Genomic DNA, 20,547 nt, shown 5'->3' with positions numbered 1-20,547 from the left:
GGTGGAATGCTGCTACGTTTTCGATCATCGGACCCCACGCCCCCGGAGGCATCCCATGGCGCGAACCAGGATGGCGCTGGTCGCCGCAGGCCTGGCGCTCAGCCTGCTGCTCAGCGGCTGTTCCGCGCTGGCGAAGACACTCGAAGGCGGCAGCGTCGCCGGTGACTTCCCCAGCCGCAATGTCGAGATCATGGTGCCCGCCGCGCCTGGTGGCGGCTGGGACCTGACCGCGCGGCAGTTCCAGCACGTGGTCCAGGAGGACAAGCTGCTGCCCGACCGTTCCGTGTCGGTCGTGAACGTGACCGGTGCCGGTGGCGCGGTCGGGATCTCCAAGCTGGTCACCAAGAACCGCAAGGACCCGCACACGCTGATGATCACCGGGCTGGTGATGGTCGGCGCGCTGACTCTGAACCAATCCCAGATCAGGGTCTCCGACACCACTCCGATCGCGACGATCACCGCCGAGCAAGAGGTGATCGTGGTCAAGGCCGACTCCCCGCTGAAGACTCTCAAGGACCTGGTCGAGCTCTACAGGTCCGACCCCGCCAAGGTCAGCTGGGGCGGCGGCACGATCGGCGGGACGGACCACATCACGGCGGGCACGCTGGTGAAGGCCGCCGGGCTGGATCCGGCGAAGGTGAAGTACATCAGCTACTCCGGTGGTGGTGAGGCGACCGCCGCGATCCTGTCCGGTGACGTCACCGTCGGCATCTCCGGGGTGAGCGAGTTCGAGGAGCAGATCACCGCCGGCAAGATGCGGGTGCTCGCGACCACCGGCGCCGAGCCGGTCACCGTTGCCGGCAAGCAGTTGCCGACGATGAAGTCCGAGGGGTACGACGCCGAGGTCCAGAACTGGCGGGCGATCGTGGCACCGCCCGATATTCCGGCCGCCGACCGGCAGCGGCTGGTCGAGTTCGTGACGAAGGTGAACACCTCGCCGGAGTGGGCCGAGATCCGGAAGAAGCAGGGCTGGACCGAGTTCTTCAAGACCGGTGACGACGCGAGCAGGTTCATCGCCGACGAGACCACCCGGGTGCAGGCTCTCCTGAAGGAGCTGGGGATCGTATGAGCGCCTCCGAAGAAACAGCTGAGGTGAGAGCAGCAGACGTCGAGGTCGAGGCGTCCAGGCTGGTCCGGATCATCGCGGCGCTCGTGCTGATCGTGCTGAGCGCGACGTTCCTGGTGGGCGTCTTCGACATCCGCAGTCCCAAGGGTTTCGACCCGGCCGGGCCGCGATTCTTTCCGTTGCTCGTGACAACGGCTTGGCTACTCTTCTCGATCGGCTACCTGATCGAGGGACTGCGGTCGCCGAAGACCGCCAGGGCCGAGGGAGAGCGGGCCTGGTTCGAGCCAGTCTCCTTGTCTGCGCTACTCGTGCTGTACGCGCTCCTCGTCGTACCGCTGGGCTACGTGATCGCGACCGCGCTGTTGTTCTTCGCCGCCGCCCGCGTCCTCGGCAGTAGGCAACTGGTGCGGGACATCGTGGTCTCGCTCGTCCTGACGATCCTTGTGTACGTCGCCTTCACCCGCTTCCTCGACATCTCGCTGCCGGAAGGGGTGCTGGGCCTGTGATCACCCTGAGTGTCGGCGGCGACCTGCTGCACGGATTCGGTACCGTCCTCGACCCGATGAACCTGCTGTGGGCCGTCCTCGGTGTCACCCTCGGCATGCTCGTCGGCATCCTGCCCGGTATCGGCCCGGCGCTGACGATCGCGCTGCTGCTGCCGATCACCTTCAACTTCTCCGACCCGATCGGCGCGTTCATCATGTTCGCCGGGATCTACTACGGCGCGATGTACGGCGGTTCGACGACCTCGATCCTGATCAACACGCCGGGCGAATCGGCGTCGGTCGCGACCGCGATCGAGGGCCACAAGATGGCCTTGAAGGGGCGTGCCCGGGCGGCGCTGGCGACGGCGGCGATCGGGTCGTTCGTGGCCGGCACGATCTCGACCGTGCTGCTGACGTTCGTGGCCAAGCCGATCGGCAGTCTGGCCAGTCACTTCCAGGCGACCGACTACTTCGCCGTTACGCTGCTCGCGATGGTCGCGGTGACGGCGCTTGTCGGTCACTCGATGGTCCGGGGGTTGCTGTCGCTGACCGTCGGTCTGTTCATCGGGTTGATCGGGCTCGACAGTCTGTCGGGCGCACCGCGGTACACGTTCGGTTCGCTGCGGCTGCTCGACGGGATCGACGTGGTGATCGTGATCGTCGGGTTGTTCGCGATCGGCGAGACGTTGCACGTGGCATCGAAACTGCGGTCGACTCCGGACCGGCCCGCCGTACTGGAGAAGGGGCGGCTGCGGACGGGGTATTTGACCAGGTCCGACTGGAAGCGGTCGTGGGCGCCGTGGTTGCGCGGTACGGCGCTCGGCTTCCCGTTCGGGGCTATCCCGTCCGGCGGTGCCGAGGTACCGACGTTCCTGTCGTACTCGATCGAGCGGCGGCGGGCCCGGAAGAAGGGGCGGGACGAGTTCGGGAACGGTGCTATCGAGGGGGTCGCTGGTCCGGAGGCCGCGAACAATGCGTCGTTCTCCGGCGTACTGGTTCCGCTGCTGACGCTCGGGCTGCCGACGTCGGCGACCGCCGCGGTGATGCTCGCGGCGTTCCAGATCTTCAACGTGCAGCCCGGCCCGCAACTGTTCGAGAACAACAGCACGCTGGTCTGGACGCTGATCGCCTCGCTGTACATCGGCAACCTGATCCTGCTGATCATGAACCTGCCGCTGATCGGGCTCTGGGTGCAGGTGCTCAAGGTTCCGCGCCCACTCCTGTACGCCGGGATCCTGGTCTTCGCGTGCCTCGGGGTGTACTCGCTGTCGGGGTCGGGCTACGAGGTGCTGATGGCGCTCCTGATCGGTGTCGTGGGCTTCTTCATGCGCAAACTCGACTTCCCGATCGCGCCGGTCATCCTCGGCGTGATCCTGGGTCCGACGATGGAAGAGCAGTTCCGCCGGGCACTGGTCATCTCCAACGGCGACGGCAGCGTATTCTTCACCCGACCGCTGAGCCTGGTCATCATCGTGCTGACCGTGCTCGCGCTGTTCGTGCCGTACCTGCCGAGAATCGTCGCGCGCCTCCGCGGCACCCAGCCCGCCCACCAGCGGCTGACCTTCGGTGAGGACGACTGATGCTGATCACTTGGTCAGAGAAGGGCTGGGCTTCGTGAAGATTCTGGTCGGGTACGTGCCAACCGCCGAGGGCGAGGCCGCGCTGACGGCGGCCGGAGCCGAGGCCGCCCTGCGCGGCGCCTCGGTCCTGCTGCTCAACACCAGCCGCGGCGACGCCTACATCGACGCCCGCTACGCCAACGAGGCCGAGCTCGAGGCCGCCTCGGCCAAACTGCGTGAACACGGCGTCGAGGTCACCATCCAGCAAGCAGTCTCGAACGGCGACGTCGCCGGCGAGCTCCTGAAGGCAGCCGCCGCCGAAGATGTCGGCCTGATCGTGCTCGGTCTCCGCCGCCGGTCCCCCGTCGGCAAGCTCATCCTCGGCAGCACCGCCCAGCGCGTGCTGCTCGAATCCCCGGTCCCCGTCCTCGCGGTCAAGGCGCCGTCAGCCCACGACGACTGACGGCTCCGGGGTAAACCATGTGAGTGGTTGGGGCGGGCCGCCTAAACTTGGTGCTGCCATGCCTGATGCCCGGACCGAGTCGTCGAGTCCTTCCCCAGCCCCCGGTCCTGCCAAGGACTCCCCCACGCCTACCCCCGGTCCCGCAGGTGGCGGGCGCACGCCGCGTGCCGACGGCGCAGGTGATGCTCCCGCAGCCGGTACGGGCGCGGGTGACGCCCCGGGCGGTGGAGCGCCAGGTGGTCGCGTCCCCGCTGACCACGCCGGAGGGCGGGGTGCCGCGCAGGATCGCGCCGCGGGTGGTGGTTCGCGGCCTCGTCGTCGGCGTCGGCCCGGCGGTAAGGGCAGTGCGCAGCGCGAGGGCGGTACGCCGGTTGAGAGTGGCGCGGGCCGTGACAACGGCGCAGGGCGTGCTCGTGGGCGGGGGGATGTGGAGGGTGGGGACGGGGGTGATGGGGTTGAGGTGAATCTGGCTGAGGTTGTGGCGCGGCTGAACGAGTTGACGGCTTATGACCGGGAGCAGTTGGGGCGGCGGCTGGAGCGGGTTCGGGGGACGAAGGAGGCTCGGAAGCGGGCTGATGCGCTGCAGGGTGTGATCGGGGCGATCGAGCAGGCTGAGCGGCGGGTCGAGTTCCGGCGGAGCGCCGTACCGGAGATCACTTATCCGGCGGAGTTGCCGGTCAGTCAGCTGAAGGACGAGATCGCGGCGGCGATCCAGGCCCATCAGGTGGTGATTGTGGCCGGTGAGACCGGGTCGGGGAAGACGACGCAGCTGCCGAAGATCTGCCTGGAGCTGGGGCGTGGGATCCGGGGAATGATCGGGCACACGCAGCCGCGGCGGCTGGCGGCTCGGACGGTGGCGGAGCGGATCGCGTCGGAGCTGGACACCGAGCTCGGTGAGACGATCGGTTTCGCGGTGCGGTTCACCGACAAGGTGAGTGAGCGGTCGCTGGTGAAGCTGATGACCGACGGCATTCTGCTGAACGAGTTGCAGCGGGATCGCGACCTGAGCCGGTACGACACGCTCATCATCGACGAGGCGCACGAGCGCAGTCTCAACATCGACTTCATCCTCGGCTACCTGAAGCAGCTGCTACCTCGCCGCCCCGACCTGAAAGTCATTATCACCTCGGCGACCATCGATCCCGAGCGGTTCGCCGAACACTTTGCCGACGGCAACGGTACGCCGGCGCCGATCGTCGAGGTGTCCGGGCGGACCTATCCGGTCGAGGTGCGGTACCGGCCGATCAACGACCCCGACGACCCGAGCACGATCGATCGCGACCAGACCCAGGCGATCCTGGACGCCGTCGACGAACTCGAGTACGAGGCGGCGGGCGACGTACTGGTGTTTCTCAGCGGTGAGCGGGAGATCCGGGACACCGCGGATGCTTTGAGTGACAAGTACGCCGCTCAGCGCGGCCGGCCGGGCGCGGTCGAGGTGCTGCCGTTGTATGCGCGGTTGTCGAATGCCGAGCAGCATCGGGTCTTCCAGCCGAGCGGTAACCGCCGGATCGTGCTCGCGACCAACGTGGCCGAGACCTCGTTGACGGTGCCCGGGATCAAGTACGTGATCGACCCCGGTACGGCGCGGATCTCGCGGTACAGCCATCGGACCAAGGTGCAGCACCTGCCGATCGAGGCCGTCTCGCAGGCGAGCGCGAACCAGCGGAAGGGCCGGTGCGGGCGGACCAGCGACGGTATCTGTATCCGGCTGTACTCCGAGGAGCACTTCGAGAGCCGGGACGAATTCACCGACCCGGAGATCCTGCGGACCAACCTCGCCTCCGTCATTCTGCAGATGACCGCGATCGGGCTCGGTGACATCGCGGCGTTCCCGTTCATCGACGAGCCGGACAAGCGCAGCATCACCGACGGTCTGCAGCTGCTGACCGAGCTCGGCGCGATCGAGCCGGCCAAGAGCGGCGAGCGGCATCGCCGGCTGACGCCGATCGGGAAGCAGCTCGCGCAGATCCCGCTCGACCCACGGCTGGCGCGGATGATCGTCGAGGCGGACAAGCACGCGTGTGTCCGCGAGGTGATGGTGATCGCGGCCGCGCTGTCGATCCAGGATCCGCGGGAGCGCCCGACCGAGGCGCAGGCCCAGGCTCAGCAGGCGCATGCGCGGTTCCGCGACCCGAACAGCGACTTCCTCGGCTACCTCAATCTGTGGGCCTATCTGAAGAAGCAGCAGAAGGAGCTGTCGGGGAACCAGTTCCGCCGGATGTGCCGTGGCGAGTACCTGAACTATCTGCGGGTGCGCGAGTGGCAGGACATCTTCGCGCAACTGCGGCAGGTCGCTGCGCAGATCGGTGTCACGCTGAACAGCGGCGAGCCGGCCGACCCGCAGAGCGTGCACATCGCGCTGATGTCCGGGCTGCTCTCGCACCTCGGGATGAAGGATCCGGCGAACCAGCACCAGTACCTCGGTGCCCGGGGAACGCGGTTTGCCATCTTCCCGGGGTCCGGCCTGTTCAAGAAGCCACCGCAGTTCGTGATGGCGGCCGAGCTCGTCGAGACCTCGCGGCTGTGGGCGCGGGTGAACGCGAAGATCGAGCCCGAATGGGCCGAGGACCTCGCTCCGCATCTGATCAAGCGGTCGTACTCCGAACCGCACTGGGAACGCAAGGCCGGTGCGGTGATGGCCTACGAGAAGGTCACCCTGTACGGCGTACCGATCGTTGCCCGGCGCAAGGTCAACTACGGGAAGGTCGACCCGGAGGCCTCCCGCGAACTGTTCATCCGGCATGCGCTGGTCGAGGGCGACTGGGACACGCACCACAAGTTCTTCCACGAGAACCGGAAGCTGATCGAGGAAGTCGAGGAGCTCGAGGAGCGCACCCGGCGACGCGACCTGTTGGTCGACGACGAGACGCTGTTCGCGTTCTACGACGAGCGGATCGGCGCGGAGGTCGTCACCGGGCGGCACTTCGACACGTGGTGGAAGACGGCCCGGCAGCGCGATGCCGACCTGCTCGACTTCGAACGGTCACTCGTGGTGCGTGAAGGCGCGGAGGTGAAGGAGGAGGAGTTCCCCCTGCACTGGTCGCAGAACGGGATGACCTTCGATCTCACCTACGCGTTCGAGCCTGGTACGGACGCCGACGGGGTGACCGTGCACCTGCCGTTGCTGGTGCTGAACCAGGTGACCGCGGACGGGTTCGAGTGGAGTGTGCCCGGGTTCCGCGAGGAGCTGGTCACCACGCTGATCAAGTCGTTGCCCAAGGCCATCAGGCGCAACATCGTGCCGGCGCCGGATCATGCGCGGCAGATCCTGCCGTTCCTGGATCCGTCGTCCGGACCGCTGACGACGGCGATGGCTCACGAGCTGCGGAACCTGCGCGAAGTGATCATCGAGGAGACCGACTGGGACTGGAGCCGGGTTCCGGAACACCTGCGGATGACGTTCCGGGTGGTCGACGACCAGGGCAAGACAGTGGCCGAGGGCAAGGATCTTGCCAAGCTCAAGGAACGGCTGAAGCCGAAGACGACGGCTGCGATCTCGAAGGTCGCGTCGAAGGCGGTCAGCGGGCTGGAGCGTTCGGGGCTGACGGACTGGACGTTCGGTGATCTGCCGCGGAGCTTCTCCGAGCATCGCAACGGGTTGACCGTGGCTGGGTATCCGGCCCTGGTCGACGAAGGCAAGACGGTGGCGATCCGGTTGCACGAGACCGAGCGCGACCAGGCCGCGGCGATGTGGAACGGCACGCGCCGGTTGCTGCTGCTCACGATGCCGTCGGTGATCGACGTCGTACAGCGTCAGTTGACCAGCGCCCAGAAGCTCACACTGCTGGCCGGTCCGCACCGCAATGTCGGCGAACTGCTCGACGACGCGATCGCCGCGGCGGTCGATCAGCTGATGACCGCGGCACACGGGCCGGCGTGGAACCTGACCGCCTTCTCGGTACTGCGAGACGCCGTACGGTCGGATCTTGCTGACACTGTGGTCGGGATTCTGCGGCAGGTGGAACAGGTGCTCGGGCACGCACGGACAGTGGACAAGGCGATCTCGCGTGCGTCCAGTCCGGCGTTGCTGGCGGCGTTGTCCGACGTCCGCGGTCAGTTGGAGGCGCTCATCAATCCGGGCTTCATCACGCGGACTGGGGCTGCACGACTGCCGGATCTGGTGCGGTACCTGCGCGGGATGGAACAGCGGCTCGACAAGATCGGGGCGAACGCGATGCGGGACCGGTCGGGGATGGCGATCGTGCAGATGCTCGCCGACGAGTACCAGAACCGCCTGCGCGCCGTACCGACCGGCAAGTACCCCTCCCCCGAACTCCTCGAAGTCCGCTGGATGCTCGAAGAACTCCGCATCAGCCTCTTCGCCCAAACCATCGGCACCCCGTACCCAGTCTCCGAGAAACGCATCCGCAAGGCGCTGGCCCAGGCCTGAGGCGTGGATCTTCACGAGGCCGCGGACCGGAATGTCGCGGCAGCGTTGCGGCATTTCGCTGCCCATGCCGCCGGTGCCACGATCGTGGAGAAAGCGGCCGTCCTGCTGGTGGCGGCCGCTACGCCGTTCACCGGGGCATTCCACAACGCTGCGGTCCGCCTCGACCCGGGGGCGGACCCGGACTCGACGATTGAGGAAGTGCGGTCGTTCTCGGAGCAGCAGGGCCGCGACATCATCTTGTGGGCCTCGACCGAGCGCGACGACGACTTGATTGAGGCGGCGGTCGCCTCGGGGCTGCGCCTTCGCTCGGCCACGGTCGGGATGGCGACGTACGAACCACCCGGCCTGCCTGTGGTCTCGGACTCGGTCGAACTGGTCCGGGTTGCCGATTCGACTGGTGTCGCCGGGTTCGGCGCGGTTCACGAGAGTCTGCTCGGGGACGCTTCGGTGGTGGCACATTTTGCGTCGTCCGGGGCGCTGCTCGCACCTGAGGCGGCAGCGTTCGTCGTCAGGGTCGAGGGGCGGCCGGTGGCGTGCGCGATGGCTGTGATGTCGGGCAGCGGGGCCGGCGTGTATTGGGTTGCCACCTGTACGGATTTCCGCCGGCGCGGTTATGGCGAGCTGGCGACGCGGGCTGCGGTCCGCGCGGCATTCGAGTCCGGCGCTCGCGTGGTGACGCTGCAGTCGACCGAACTCGGTCTGCCGGTGTATCGCAGGCTCGGTTTCGTGCCGTTCACCAGCTATGCGAGGTACCTGGCTCAGGTTTGAGGCGGATCGCCGGCACCGTCCAACTCTGTGGTCGCGGTGCCCGGCACGCTCAGGTGGGCGGCGGGTCCGGATCTGCAGGCCATCACAATTGGGGTGGGTGTGGTGGGAGCCCGCGGGGAGTGCGCAGTTGCGGGCGATTGTGATGGCGTGGGGGTCCGGGCGTTAGGTGTTGAGGAGGCGTTGGCCTAGGGCGTGGACGGCGGTTCGGAGTTCGGGTGGGTGGAGGATTTCGAAGGGCCAGGGGATGCGGGTGGTTTGGAAGAGGAGGGGGCCCAGGTCGTTGGCGGCAAAGCGGAGTTCGCAGGTGTTGGCGTCGATGGGGTCTACGACGACTTCTCGGGGTGGGAGTTGCTGGCGGGCGGTTTCGGCGTCTACCTGGACTCGGACTCGGGCTACCAGGTTCCAGGGGGCTATGCCGGTGCTTTCGGTGATGAAGGCGAGTGGGTCGGGTGGGTTGTCGAAGGTGTAGCGGATGCCGGTTCGTTCGGGGTTGGTGATGCGGTCCACGCGGAAGGTGCGCCAGGCGTCGCGATCGCGGTCTCGGGCTACCAGGTACCAGCGGCGGCCGGTGTGGACGATGCGGAGAGGTTCGACACTGCGGTTCGAGTCGGTGCCGTCGTGGGTGCTGTAGGCGAAGCGGAGGCCTTCGGTGTCGCGGCAGGCGGCGGCGAGGGTGGTGAGGGTCTCCCCGTCGATGGTCGGGAGTTCGCCTTGGGGTAGCTGGGCTACTTGGGCACCGATTGCACTGACCTGTTCGCGGAGGCGGGCAGGTAGGACCTGGTTGAGTTTGGCCAGCGCTGAGGCGGCTGCTTCTTCGACGCCCGAGACCATGCTGGTCGAGGCAGCGCGCAGGCCCACGGCGACCGCGACCGCCTCCTCGTCTTCCAGGAGCAGCGGTGGTAGCCGGCCGCCCGGGCCTAGGCGGTAGCCGCCGCCGATACCGGCTTCCGCGTCGATCGGGTAGCCGAGAGAGCGCAGTCGCGTGACATCACGCCGTACCGTCCGGGGCGTGATTTCGAGCTTGGTCGCGAGCTCGGCGCCGTCCCACTGCGGGCGCGACTGGAGCAGCGACAGCAGCCGGAGCAATCTCGTCGCGGTGTCCATGATTCCCCCAGTCTGCCGCAACCTGCGGACCGATCCTGTCCGCAGGTCGTCCTACGGTGGATTCATGACCACGACATCGGAGAACTTGCTGAACCTGTCCGACTTCGCGTGGGGGCGGCTGCGGGCGCGGGTCCAGGGCCTGACCGACGAGGAGTACTTCTGGGAGCCGTTCGACGGGTGCTGGACCATTCGGAAGACGAGCGACGGCTTCGTGCCCGACTCGTCGGACATCCCGCCCGCCCCGTCGCCGTTCACGACACTGGCGTGGCGGATCACGCACATCGTCGACATCCTCCAGGAGGACCGGACGGCGACGTGGTTCGGGCATGAGGTGAATCCGGCCGACGGGCAACCGCCGGTGCCGGGGTCGGCGGCCGAGGCGTTGTCGGCGCTCGATCACTCGTACGACGTCTGGCGGCGGAGGCTGGCGGCGCTGAGTCAGGAGGACCTGGATCGGCCGATGGGCGAGATCGCGGGTCCGTATGCAGATCACGACGGGACGGCGTTCGCCCTGCACATCCTGGACGAACTCATCCACCACGGGGCCGAGGTCGGGACGCTGCGCGATTTCTATCGGGGCCTGCATCCGGAGGACCCGTTCGCCGCGGCTTTCGCCGGCGAGGTGACGGCGGCTGAGCGTCCGACGTTGCTGGCGGAGGCTGCGGCGGCTCAGCGGTGGGACGTCATTCCGCAGCTCGCCGACCTCGGCTTCGGACTGAATGAGAAGACGACCGACGGGTTCACGGCGGCACATCTGGCGGCGGGGAACGGCGCGCTCGAGACAGTGCGGTTCCTGGTCGAGCGTGGGGCCGATCTGTCGATCACCGACCCGCGCTTCAACGCCGACGTCCTGGGATGGGCGCAGTGGTTCAAGCGGGCCGAGGTCGTTGCATTCCTGGAAGATCAAGGCACGAACGCGCGCTGAGAGCGGTCTCTGAAGTCTCGGGGTGAGACTTCGTGGGCGGTGGTGAAGCAGCGGGTGAAGCAGGACTGGCTGGTGTCGCCGCAGCGATCGGCGATGGTGACGATCGGCAGATTGGTTGCTGCTAGCAACGAGGCAAACGGGGCAACGTCGTCCAGGCGGAGGTCGGTGGCGAGTTTCGTCGGGGTCAGTACGACGCCGACGGCGCTGCCCCTTTGCCGGCGGCGGCGAGTCATAAAGAGGCCCGCCCCGGGCGTGCGGCCCGGGGCGGGCGTGGTGTCGTTAGGGAAGTGCTACTCCAGGCAGATCCGGAACGGGTGTCCGGCCGGATCGGCGTAGATCCGCCAGCCGCGCGCATTGTCGGCCGGAGGTGGGTCGAGCGGGTCCAGCGGCTCCGCTCCGAGCGCGACCACGGTGGCGTGGCCGCTGGAAAGGTCCTCGACGATGAGGTCGAGGTGGAGATCCTGCGCATCGGTGCCGGGCCACGTGGCCGGCAAGTACTCCTCCGAGCGCCGGAAGGCCAGCGTCGAGAATCCGAGCGACGACCCTGGGCCGGTCAGGCTCCGCCAGTCGTCGTCACCGTTCTCGTCGACATCCAGCCCCAGCAGCGCCGAGTAGAACTGGGCGAGCTCCAGCGGGTCCGGGCAATCCAGAACCACCGAGCCGAGCCGCCCGGCAGTACTGCCCGGCTGCTCTGCCACCTGCGTCATCTGTCCTCCAGCTTCGTCACTTCGACAGCCTGCCCCTGTCGGAGCAGGACCTACGGGCCCATCTGGTCGGAAGGCCCGGCCGCCTACGATGACAGGTCGATGGGACAGTTCGCACCTTTCGACACGCCTTCCTGACCGGTCAAGCAGCTCACACCGGGGACCTGCATCGTGTTGACGGGGACAGCGCATGCCCGAACACTTACGGTCATGAAGCGACTACTCCGCCCCCGTCGTCCTCTGATCGGTCTTCTGACCGCCGCCTTCTTGGCATCACCACTGTCCGCCGTTTCAACTGCGGAGGCAGCTACCCCGGCCCCCGCGCTCATCCCCAAGCCCGTCTCCCAACAGGTCCTGTCCGGCCAGACCTTCACCCTCCAGTCGTCGGCAGCCGTCGGCGTCATCGCCAGTCCGGCCAAGCGAGCCGCCGCCACCAAGGTGGCCGATCAGCTGGCCGCGCAGCTGCGGCGCTCGACCGGGTACGCCGTACCGGTCGTCCCCGACGCCGGCACCATCCGGCTCTCCACCAACGGCGCAAGCTCTCTCGGCACCGAGGGGTACCAGTTGCGCGTCGACCGCACGGCCGTCACGATCACGGCGGCGACGCCGGAGGGACTGTTCCGCGGCGTCACGACGCTCCGGCAACTGCTGCCTGCCAAGGCGGACGCCGCCACCCCGCAGGCCGGTCCGTGGAAGATCGCCGGGATCGCGATCTCCGACTCCCCCCGGTTCGCCTACCGCGGCACCATGCTGGACGTCTCGCGACACTTCTTCTCGGTCGCGGAGGTCAAGCGGTACATCGATCTCGCATCGCGCTACAAACTCAACAAGCTGCACCTGCACCTGGCCGACGACCAGGGCTGGCGGATCCAGGTCGACAGCTGGCCGCGACTGACGACGTACGGGGGAAGCCTCGAGGTGGGCGGTACGCCGGGTGGCTACTACACCAAGGCGGACTTCGCCGAGATCGTCCGGTACGCCGGTGAGCGGTATCTCACCGTGATCCCGGAGATCGACACCCCTGGGCACACGAACGCCGCACTGGCGTCGTACGCGGAGCTGAACTGCAACGGGGTCGCCCCGCCGCTCTACACCGGGACGAACGTCGGCTTCAGCTCGCTGTGCGTCGGCAAGGAGCTGACGTACTCGTTCCTCGACGACGTGTTCGGTGAGGTCGGCGCGCAGACGCCGGGCGACATCGTCCACCTGGGTGGCGACGAGGCGCACTCGACACCGCACGCGGACTACGTCACCTTCGTGAACAAGGCCAGCGCGATCGTCACGAACCACGGCAAGCGCGTGATGGGCTGGCAGGAGATCGGCGACACCGCTCTCCCGGCCGGGAGCCTGGCCCAGTACTGGGGTACCGACGACACCAAGTCCCGCGACCTCGCCCGCCAGGCGGCGACCAAGGGCGCCAAGGTGGTCATGTCGCCGGCCAACCGGGCCTACCTCGACATGAAGTACGACAAGGACACCCCGTACGGCCTGTCCTGGGCGGGCCTCGTCAACGTCGAGAAGGCCTACAGCTGGAACCCGACGACCCTGATCCCGAACCTGCCGGAGAGCGCGGTCGCCGGGGTCGAGGCGCCACTGTGGTCGGAGACGCTGGACGACATCGACAAGGTCGAGTTCATGGCGTTCCCACGGCTGCCCGGAATCGCCGAGCTCGGCTGGTCACCGGCCTCCGCCCTCAACTGGACGGCGTACAAGGACCGTCTGGCCGGTCAGGGCTCGCGCTGGGACGTGCTGAGCGTCAACTTCTACCGGGCGCCGGAGATCGCCTGGCGCTAACCCAGAATGCGGTCGAGCAGCCAGGCCGTTGACTCGTTGAGGTCCTGCTCGGCGATGGTGAGGTGCGTCGCGGCCCCATCCGGGGTCGCGCGTACCTCCAGCCGGTAGACGTATCGGTCCGGCTGCGGACGGCCGGTGCCAAGCTCGGCGCCGTACAGCGCCCGTACGGCGGCCTCCAGCTGCTCGGCGTCCGGCTCGGTACTGGTGTCGAGCTCGCCCTGGGCGACGAGCCCGGCGAACCCTCCACTGCGGGTCACGGTGACGATCAACAGCTGCTCCTCCGGCGGTTGGGGCACCACGATTGCGTGCCGTGCAACCAATGTCCAGAGCCGCGCGACACGCCGGAAAATTCGATCAACAACGCGCGCCCATTACCCGGCGTACCGGCCCCTTTGTCTCACGTTGCCATCCACCGGCCCGCACTCCGGAGGACGAATCAGCAGGTCGGCGCCGGAATCGGCACTCCACCAGAGGCCCCCGGCGGGTGGGTAAGGGCGAATTCACCCGACCACGGAGCGTGGCAACCGGCGACAATCAGCGACACGTGTTCTCGATCACCCCTTCCCCGCGGCCTCAGATCGGCTACAGTTATCGCGTTGCAGTTTTGGACTCCCACTGACTTTCGCTGTGCTGTACGGCCGGTTTCGTCGTCTGGGGCCTTTCGGCGACACGCGGTCCATGAGGTGTGGATCGCGTCTTGTTACAAGCCATCAAGGAGATAGACAACAATGGCTGTCGGTACTGTCAAGTGGTTCAACGCTGACAAGGGCTTCGGCTTCATCACCCCGGATGACGGTGGCGCGGACGTGTTCGCGCACTACTCGGCCATCCAGACCTCGGGCTTCCGCTCGCTGGACGAGAACCAGCGCGTCGAGTTCGAGATCACCCAGGGCCAGAAGGGCCTTCAGGCGGAGAACATCCGCCCGATCTGATCTGCGGATCAGCTCTTCTCGAAACTGAAAAGAAAGGGCCGCACACCTTCGGGTGTGCGGCCCTTTCTTCTGCAGCTCTTTCCCCAGGCTTTACGCCGAGCGGAAGCGCGGGATGACGTTCGCGGCGACCTGCTCGAGCACGTCCTCGCTGCCGGCGTAGATGCCTTCCGCGCGCGGCCAGTGCGTGATCACGTCGGTGAAGCCGAGCTCGGCGGCGCGGCCGACGATGTCTTCGAAGGCGGCGACGCTGGTGAGGGCGTAGCGGCCGTTGTCGATCGAGAGGTAACGGTCGAACGGACGCTCCTCCCCCGCCAGCACGTCGTCGAGGCGATGGGTCAGCTCGGCGACCAGGGCGAACCAGCTGTCGAGGTCGTCGGCACGGCCGCCGGTGGTGACCCAGCCGGCGCCGTACTTGGCGGCCAGGCGGAGGGATCGCGGGCCGTTGGCGGCCATCACGAAGGGGACGCGCGGTTGCTGGATGCAGCCCGGGAGCGTGCGGCCGTTGCGGACCTCGAAGTACTCGCCCTTGTGGTCGACGCCGTCGGTCGTCAGCAGCGTGTCCAGCAGCTCGACGAATTCGGTGAGCCGGTCGACCTTCTGCCGCGGGGACAGCTCGGAACCGCCCTGGATCGTGGTGTCGATGCCGCCGCCGGCGCCGAGGCCGCAGAGGAAGCGACCGTCCGAGATGTCGTCCAGGGCAAGGATCTCGCGGGTGAGGGCGAGTGGGTGCCGGAAGTTCGGTGAGGTGACGAAGGTGCCCAGCTTGATCGCCGAGGTCGCCAGCGCGGCCGCGGTCAGGGTCGGCGTCGTCCCGTACCAGGGTGAGTCCTGCAGGCCGCCCCAGGTCAGGTGGTCGTAGGTCCAGGCATGGTCGAACCCGAGCTCCTCCGCCCGCCGCCAGCGCCGCTCTGCTTCTTTCCACCGGTACTCCGGCAGGATCGTGATCCCGAATCGCATGGTCGCACCCTACCGACCGGGGAATAGATTGAGTGTTCAACCATGTTGTCGAGGGCATGACTGTGGTCCGATCGTGGACCAGCGTGGGGTTCGTCCAGCCGCGAAGGCCGGCTCCCGCCAGGGTGGTCGCGACGCTCCAGGTCAGTCCGGAGTCCGTCGACCGGCGCATCAGCAGGTTGAAGTTCCCGCTGCGGTCGAGATTGCCGTCGGGCCGGCCTTCGACGATCGCGATGACGACGCCCGTCCCGGGGACGGCGAAGATCGAGGGGATCCGGCACGAGTGGTAATTGCCGTCGCCGCCCTCCTTGGGAATCACGGCGGCTCCCGCTTGCGCGTCGCCGAAGAGCATCCTGCTCTCCATCCCGTCGGCCTCCAGAGCGGACGCGTGCCGCGGGAACGCCACCCGCGACGCTGTGAACCCGACCGCAGCGACACCGGCTGCCCCACCCAAGAACACTCGACGCGATAGCACCATGACCGATCCTCCAGGGTCGTGTACGTCCGAAACACCTGACCGACAACCTGGACCCTAGGAACTGTGATCGACGCGCCACTGCCCGTACTCGGCCCGTACTGTGGAGCGCTAACGCTTGGGCGTTGGGAAGCTGGCGATGGTCGTGGTGCCGATGCTGGCCAGCCAGACTTTTCCGTCGCGCTCACGGACGCCGGTGGGCATGCGGAAGTCGGGGTGGTTGCCGCGGAGGTCGTGGACGAGGGTGCCCGACTCGTCGTAGGCCTGGATCTCGATGATGTCGGCGGGCTTGGGCTGGAGGGCGTCGGGGAGGGCCCAGACGAGCTTGCGGAGGGCGGGCGGCTTCGGGAGCAGGAGATCCAGGAAGGCGTTGCGGGGTGAGCCGATGGTCACCCAGATGAGGCCGTCGGAGCCGCGCGAGATGTTGTCGGGCAGACCGGGGACACGGGCCAGTACGCCGGGCTCCGCGTCCGGCGTACCGAGGTCGAGCTCGTAGACGGCGTACGTCGCGGTCTCGGCCCAGTAGAGGGTTTGGTGGTCGGCGCTGAGGGCTACCCCGTTGGGAAAGGCGCGGCCGCCCGCCAGGCGCGTGAGCGAACCGTCGGGGGTCAGGCGGTAGACGCTGCCGGTGGCGGAGTGCTCGAGCAGGTCGGCCTTCCAGTGCTCGAAGCCGAACCGGGTGGACGAGTCGGTGAAGTAGATCGTGCCGTCGGGGGCGACGGCGGCGTTGTTGCAGAAGCGCATCGGGCGGCCGTCGATCTCGGCCAGCAGGGTCGTGACCCGGCCGTCCTTGTCGAGCGTGAGCAGGCCGCGGTTGGCGTCGCAGACCAGCACCTTCCCATCGGGAAGCCACTCCAGCCCGAGCGGGCGTCCGCCGGTGTCACCGAGCACGCTGATCGCCGTACCGTCCGCGGCGACCCGCAGAATGCGGCCGTCCAGCAGGCCGGTCAGCACGCTGCCGTCCTCGTCGATCAACGTGTCCTCAGGACCATGACCCGGTACGGCGACAGTCGCAACCTCGATGGTCGACGGGGCGCGAGTGGCGTCGGCGGGGGGCGGAGTCCAGCGCACGGGGGCGATCGAAGGCTTCATGGACAGACCCTACTAGGAGTCAGAACCCACCCACACAACGCGACAACCCGGACCGGCCACGAAGGCCGATCCGGGTTGTACTACTGATGGTCAGAAGATGACTTCGCCGCGGGCACGCCGCGCGCGGAGCTTCTCCAGGGCCTCTTCGAGGATCTCGGCTGCCTCCGTTTCGGAGCGGCGCTCCTTCACGTAGGCCAGGTGGGTCTTGTAGGGCTCGATCTTCGTCGGCGGCGGGGGGTTGTTCACATCGGTGCTGGTCGGCAGACCGCACCGCGGACAGTCCCACGCCTCCGGGACAGCTGCCTCGACCGCGAAGACGGTCGCCGTCTCGTGCCCGTTGGCACAGAAGAACACGACCCGCTGACGGGGCGCGGTGTCACCGCGCTCCGCTTCGCCCATCGGGCCGGCACCGACCCGGCTGCCACGAATAGCACTACCACCACCAGCCACGGGACCCTACCTCCCTCAGCCGATTTTGTAGAGCAGGCCGAGCGCGACGATGGAGGCGAACCAGATCAGGCCGACACCGATCGTGATGCGGTCCAGATTCCGCTCGGCGACCGAGGAACCGCCCAGGCTGGACGACACTCCCCCACCGAACAGGTCGGACAGGCCACCACCACGGCCTTTGTGCAGCAGCACGAGCAGCGTGAGGATGAGGCTGCAGATGAGCACGACGATAGAGAAAGCGAGGATCACGAGGAGTAGCCTAACTGAAGGTCCAGGTAACGGCAGATGCCGGCGAACTCGTCCACCTGGAGGCTCGCGCCCCCGACGAGACAGCCGTCGACATCCGGTTGGGCCATGATGCCACCTGCACTGGCCATCTTCACCGATCCGCCGTAAAGAATCCGTACCGAGTCGGCCACCGAGGGTGAAATCGTCTCCTCGATCCGCGCGCGAATCGCCGAGTTGACCTCCTGGGCGTCCTCCGGGGTCGCGACCTCACCGGTCCCGATCGCCCAGACCGGCTCGTAGGCGATGACGACCTTGCGGACGTCGTCCTGCTTCAGGCCGGCCAGCCCTGCGTCGACCTGCGCCAGGACATGCTCGACCTGGCCGTTCTCCTTGCGGATCTCCAAGCCCTCGCCGACACACATGATCGGGACCAGGCCCGCCTCGAGTGCCTTGGCGGTCTTGGCGTTGACGAGCGCGTCGTCCTCACCGTGGTACTGCCGGCGCTCCGAGTGCCCGGTCAGCACGTACGTGCAGCCGAGCTTGCTCAGCATCGCCGCCGAGATCTCACCCGTGTAGGCGCCGGCGTCCTTGGTCGACACGTCCTGGGCGCCGTACTTGATCTTCATCCGGTCACCGTCGACGAGCGTCTGGACGCTGCGGATGTCGGTGAACGGCGGCAGCACCGCCACCTCGACGCGCTCGAAGTCGTGCTTCTTGTCCTGCAGCGTCCACGACAGCTTCTGCAACAGGTGGACGGCCTCAACGTGGTTGAGGTTCATCTTCCAGTTGCCCGCCATCAGGGGCGTACGGGCAGCTTCTGCCATCAGGTCAGTCCTCTTCCAGTACGGCGAGTCCCGGGAGCTCCTTGCCCTCCAGGTACTCGAGGGATGCGCCACCACCGGTGGAGATGTGGCCGAACGCATCGTCGGCGAAGCCTAGCTGCCGGACGGCGGCCGCGGAGTCACCGCCACCGACGACACTCAGGCCAGTCACCTCGGTCAACGCCTGCGCCACGGCCTTGGTTCCACCCGCGAACGCCGCCATCTCGAAGACCCCCATCGGGCCGTTCCAGAAGACCGTCTTCGCGGCGGCGACCTCGGCGGCGAACGCCTTGGCCGAGTCCGGGCCGATGTCCAGGCCGAGCTGGTCGGCCGGGATCGCGTCCGCGGCCACGACGGTCGCGGGCGAGTCGGCCTTGAACTCCGGCGCCACCACGATGTCGGTCGGCAGCACGATCTTGTCGCCGGCCTCCTTCAGGTAGCCGCGGACGATGTCGAGCTGGTCCTCTTCGAGCAGGCTCTTGCCGACCTCGTGTCCCTGCGCCTTCAGGAAGGTGAAGACCATGCCACCACCGATCAGCAGCTTGTCGGCCTTGGCCAGCAGGTTGTCGATCACGGCGAGCTTGTCCGACACCTTGGCGCCACCCAGGACGACGACGTACGGGCGAGCCGGCTCCTCGGTCAGCTTCTTCAGTACGTCGACCTCCGCCAGCACGAGGCCACCGGCGGCATGCGGCAGCTTGCGGGCGACGTCGTACACGCTGGCCTGCTTGCGGTGCACGACACCGAAGCCGTCGCTGACGAAGACATCCGCGAGGGCGGAAAGCTCGTCGGCCAGCTGGTCGCGCTGCGCCTCGTCCTTGCTCTCCTCGCGCGGGTCGTAGCGCACGTTCTCGAGCAGCAGGACCTCACCCTCGTCGAGTTCCTGGACGGCGGACTGCGCGGAGTCGCCGGTGACATCTGTCGCGAAGTGCACGGTGATGCCCTCGGGCTGCAGCAGTTCGCCGAGCCGCTTGGCCACCGGGGCCAACGTGAACTCCGGGTTCGGGGTGCCCTTCGGGCGGCCGAGGTGCGCGGTCACGATCACCTTGGCACCGGCCTTGGCCAGCTTCACCAGCGTCGGCAGCGACGCCCGGATCCGGCCGTCGTCGCCGATCACGTCGTTCTTGATCGGCACATTCAGGTCGGAGCGGACGAGCACCCGCTGGCCGGCCAGGTCGCCGAGGTCGTCGATCTTCTTCACGGTTCACAGTTCCTGTCTACGAAACAGGCATGCGCCCGAAGGAGGACACCAGGGTCACCTTCGGACGCATGCTGAAGAGATGAACGTCAGAGGGACTTGCCGACGTAGGTGACCAGGTCGACGAGGCGGTTGGAGTAGCCCCACTCGTTGTCGTACCAGCCGACGACCTTGACCTGGTTGCCCAGGACCTTGGTCAGGCCGGCGTCGAAGATGCAGGAGGCCGGGTCGGTGACGATGTCGCTCGACACGATCGGGTCCTCGGTGTACCGCAGGTAGCCCTTGAGCGCACCCTCGGCGGCGGCCTTGACGGCGGCGTTGACCTCTTCGGCGGTGGTCTCGCGGCCGACGTTGACGGTCAGGTCGGTGGCCGAGCCGGTCGGGACCGGGACGCGCAGCGCGTAGCCGTCCAGCTTGCCCTTGAGCTCCGGCAGCACCAGGCCGATCGCCTTGGCGGCACCGGTCGAGGTCGGCACGACGTTGATCGCCGCGGCGCGGGCGCGACGCAGGTCGGAGTGCGGGCCGTCCTGCAGGTTCTGGTCCTGGGTGTAGGCGTGCACCGTGGTCATCAGGCCCTGCTGGATGACGAACTCGTCGTGGATGGCCTTGGCCATCGGCGCGAGGCAGTTGGTGGTGCAGGACGCGTTCGAGATGACGGTGTGCTTCTCGGCGTCGTACAGCTCGTGGTTGACGCCCATCACGATGGTCAGGTCCTCGTTCTTCGCCGGGGCGGAGATGATGACCTTCTTGGCGCCGTTGTCGGCGTGCGTCTTGGCCTTGGTGGCGTCGGTGAAGAAGCCGGTCGACTCGATCACGATGTCGGCGCCGACGTCCGACCACTTCAGGTTCGCCGGGTCGCGCTCGGCGAACGCCTTGAAGCTGTGGTCGCCGACGGTGATGTCGGTGTCGGTCGCGGACACGTCACCGGGGAAACGGCCCAGGATCGAGTCGTACTTGAGCAGGTGGGCGAGGGTCTGGTTGTCGGTCAAGTCGTTGACGGCGACGACCTCGATGTCGGCACCGGACGCCTGCACGGCGCGGAAGAAGTTACGGCCGATCCGGCCGAAGCCGTTGATACCTACGCGTACGGTCACGGGACTACGTCTCCTCGAACTAGCGTTCCAGCACTGCTCTTC

21 protein-coding genes are annotated in these 20,547 nt (G+C 67.5%); 10 read left to right on the top strand and 11 right to left on the bottom strand.

The features are described from left to right. The first annotated feature begins 55 nt into the window (after positions 1-55). The 6 genes from ACFCV3_RS21935 to ACFCV3_RS21910 all read left to right on the top strand — a co-directional run bounded on the left by ACFCV3_RS21935 (position 56) and on the right by ACFCV3_RS21910 (position 8,734). Positions 56-1,069, top strand: a complete 1,014-nt coding sequence (locus tag ACFCV3_RS21935) for a Bug family tripartite tricarboxylate transporter substrate binding protein (RefSeq protein WP_376032528.1) — start codon at positions 56-58, stop codon at positions 1,067-1,069. Next, complete coding sequence (locus ACFCV3_RS21930) at positions 1,066-1,572, top strand: tripartite tricarboxylate transporter TctB family protein (protein WP_376032526.1); 507 nt, start codon at positions 1,066-1,068, stop codon at positions 1,570-1,572. The genes ACFCV3_RS21935 and ACFCV3_RS21930 overlap by 4 nt, the downstream gene beginning before the upstream one ends. After that, positions 1,569-3,131 (top strand): tripartite tricarboxylate transporter permease, encoded by a 1,563-nt coding sequence (locus tag ACFCV3_RS21925; RefSeq protein ID WP_376032524.1) that lies wholly within the window; start codon positions 1,569-1,571, stop codon positions 3,129-3,131. The genes ACFCV3_RS21930 and ACFCV3_RS21925 overlap by 4 nt, the downstream gene beginning before the upstream one ends. Positions 3,132-3,165: 34 nt before the next feature. Further along, positions 3,166-3,573 (top strand): universal stress protein, encoded by a 408-nt coding sequence (locus ACFCV3_RS21920; RefSeq protein ID WP_376032522.1) that lies wholly within the window; start codon positions 3,166-3,168, stop codon positions 3,571-3,573. A gap of 460 nt (positions 3,574-4,033) precedes the next feature. Beyond that, on the top strand, positions 4,034-7,966 hold the full coding sequence (hrpA, locus tag ACFCV3_RS21915) for an ATP-dependent RNA helicase HrpA (RefSeq protein ID WP_376032520.1): 3,933 nt from the start codon (positions 4,034-4,036) through the stop codon (positions 7,964-7,966). A 3-nt stretch (positions 7,967-7,969) separates the two neighbouring features. Beyond that, positions 7,970-8,734, top strand: a complete 765-nt coding sequence (locus ACFCV3_RS21910) for a GNAT family N-acetyltransferase (RefSeq protein WP_376032518.1) — start codon at positions 7,970-7,972, stop codon at positions 8,732-8,734. A 162-nt stretch (positions 8,735-8,896) separates the two neighbouring features. Here ACFCV3_RS21910 and ACFCV3_RS21905 read toward each other — a convergent pair whose 3' ends face one another. Further along, positions 8,897-9,838 (bottom strand): helix-turn-helix transcriptional regulator, encoded by a 942-nt coding sequence (locus ACFCV3_RS21905; protein WP_376032516.1) that lies wholly within the window; start codon positions 9,836-9,838, stop codon positions 8,897-8,899. 64 nt (positions 9,839-9,902) lie between these two features. Here ACFCV3_RS21905 and ACFCV3_RS21900 point away from each other — a divergent pair, with 64 nt between their 5' ends. Beyond that, on the top strand, positions 9,903-10,763 hold the full coding sequence (locus ACFCV3_RS21900) for a DinB family protein (protein ID WP_376032514.1): 861 nt from the start codon (positions 9,903-9,905) through the stop codon (positions 10,761-10,763). On the opposite strand, the gene ACFCV3_RS21895 is transcribed toward ACFCV3_RS21900, so the two are convergent. After that, a complete protein-coding gene (locus tag ACFCV3_RS21895) occupies positions 10,742-10,996 on the bottom strand; it encodes a hypothetical protein (RefSeq protein ID WP_376032512.1) in 255 nt (84 codons plus the stop codon). The two genes, ACFCV3_RS21900 and ACFCV3_RS21895, sit on opposite strands and share 22 nt — an antisense overlap. A 57-nt stretch (positions 10,997-11,053) precedes the next feature. After that, complete coding sequence (locus tag ACFCV3_RS21890) at positions 11,054-11,470, bottom strand: VOC family protein (protein WP_376032510.1); 417 nt, start codon at positions 11,468-11,470, stop codon at positions 11,054-11,056. A 207-nt stretch (positions 11,471-11,677) separates the two neighbouring features. Between ACFCV3_RS21890 and ACFCV3_RS21885 the strand changes: the two genes are divergently transcribed. Beyond that, positions 11,678-13,261, top strand: a complete 1,584-nt coding sequence (locus tag ACFCV3_RS21885; RefSeq protein WP_376032508.1) for a beta-N-acetylhexosaminidase — start codon at positions 11,678-11,680, stop codon at positions 13,259-13,261. On the opposite strand, the gene ACFCV3_RS21880 is transcribed toward ACFCV3_RS21885, so the two are convergent. Continuing rightward, on the bottom strand, positions 13,258-13,530 hold the full coding sequence (locus ACFCV3_RS21880; protein WP_376032506.1) for a protealysin inhibitor emfourin: 273 nt from the start codon (positions 13,528-13,530) through the stop codon (positions 13,258-13,260). The two genes, ACFCV3_RS21885 and ACFCV3_RS21880, sit on opposite strands and share 4 nt — an antisense overlap. Positions 13,531-13,989: 459 nt before the next feature. Here ACFCV3_RS21880 and ACFCV3_RS21875 point away from each other — a divergent pair, with 459 nt between their 5' ends. After that, positions 13,990-14,193, top strand: a complete 204-nt coding sequence (locus ACFCV3_RS21875; RefSeq protein WP_012921273.1) for a cold-shock protein — start codon at positions 13,990-13,992, stop codon at positions 14,191-14,193. A gap of 90 nt (positions 14,194-14,283) precedes the next feature. Here ACFCV3_RS21875 and ACFCV3_RS21870 read toward each other — a convergent pair whose 3' ends face one another. After that, positions 14,284-15,150, bottom strand: coding sequence for an LLM class flavin-dependent oxidoreductase (locus ACFCV3_RS21870; protein WP_376032504.1), 867 nt, complete (start codon positions 15,148-15,150; stop codon positions 14,284-14,286). Positions 15,151-15,206: 56 nt separating this feature from the next. Between ACFCV3_RS21870 and ACFCV3_RS21865 the strand changes: the two genes are divergently transcribed. Then, the gene (locus tag ACFCV3_RS21865; RefSeq protein WP_376032502.1) at positions 15,207-15,437 is read left to right on the top strand and encodes a hypothetical protein; all 231 of its coding nucleotides are present in this window, start codon (positions 15,207-15,209) and stop codon (positions 15,435-15,437) included. Between the two features lie 296 nt (positions 15,438-15,733). Here ACFCV3_RS21865 and ACFCV3_RS21860 read toward each other — a convergent pair whose 3' ends face one another. From ACFCV3_RS21860 to gap, 6 genes are all read right to left on the bottom strand, one after another. After that, positions 15,734-16,714, bottom strand: coding sequence for an SMP-30/gluconolactonase/LRE family protein (locus ACFCV3_RS21860; protein ID WP_376032500.1), 981 nt, complete (start codon positions 16,712-16,714; stop codon positions 15,734-15,736). Positions 16,715-16,804: 90 nt separating this feature from the next. Next, positions 16,805-17,164: an RNA polymerase-binding protein RbpA gene (locus tag ACFCV3_RS21855; protein ID WP_344163993.1), complete on the bottom strand. Its 360-nt coding sequence runs from the start codon at positions 17,162-17,164 to the stop codon at positions 16,805-16,807. Positions 17,165-17,179: 15 nt separating this feature from the next. Continuing rightward, positions 17,180-17,413: a preprotein translocase subunit SecG gene (secG, locus tag ACFCV3_RS21850; RefSeq protein WP_132403979.1), complete on the bottom strand. Its 234-nt coding sequence runs from the start codon at positions 17,411-17,413 to the stop codon at positions 17,180-17,182. Further along, the gene (gene tpiA / locus ACFCV3_RS21845) at positions 17,410-18,216 is read right to left on the bottom strand and encodes a triose-phosphate isomerase (RefSeq protein ID WP_376032497.1); all 807 of its coding nucleotides are present in this window, start codon (positions 18,214-18,216) and stop codon (positions 17,410-17,412) included. Before tpiA ends, secG begins: the two co-directional genes overlap by 4 nt. Positions 18,217-18,220: 4 nt before the next feature. Next, positions 18,221-19,414, bottom strand: coding sequence for a phosphoglycerate kinase (locus tag ACFCV3_RS21840; RefSeq protein WP_376032495.1), 1,194 nt, complete (start codon positions 19,412-19,414; stop codon positions 18,221-18,223). A gap of 86 nt (positions 19,415-19,500) precedes the next feature. After that, positions 19,501-20,505 (bottom strand): type I glyceraldehyde-3-phosphate dehydrogenase, encoded by a 1,005-nt coding sequence (gene gap / locus ACFCV3_RS21835; protein ID WP_376032493.1) that lies wholly within the window; start codon positions 20,503-20,505, stop codon positions 19,501-19,503. Positions 20,506-20,547 lie beyond the last annotated feature (42 nt).

It is taken from the genome of Kribbella sp. NPDC056345, from assembly GCF_042262745.1.
GTDB lineage: Bacteria > Actinomycetota > Actinomycetes > Propionibacteriales > Kribbellaceae > Kribbella.
This window is presented reverse-complemented; position numbering and strand designations above follow the sequence as displayed.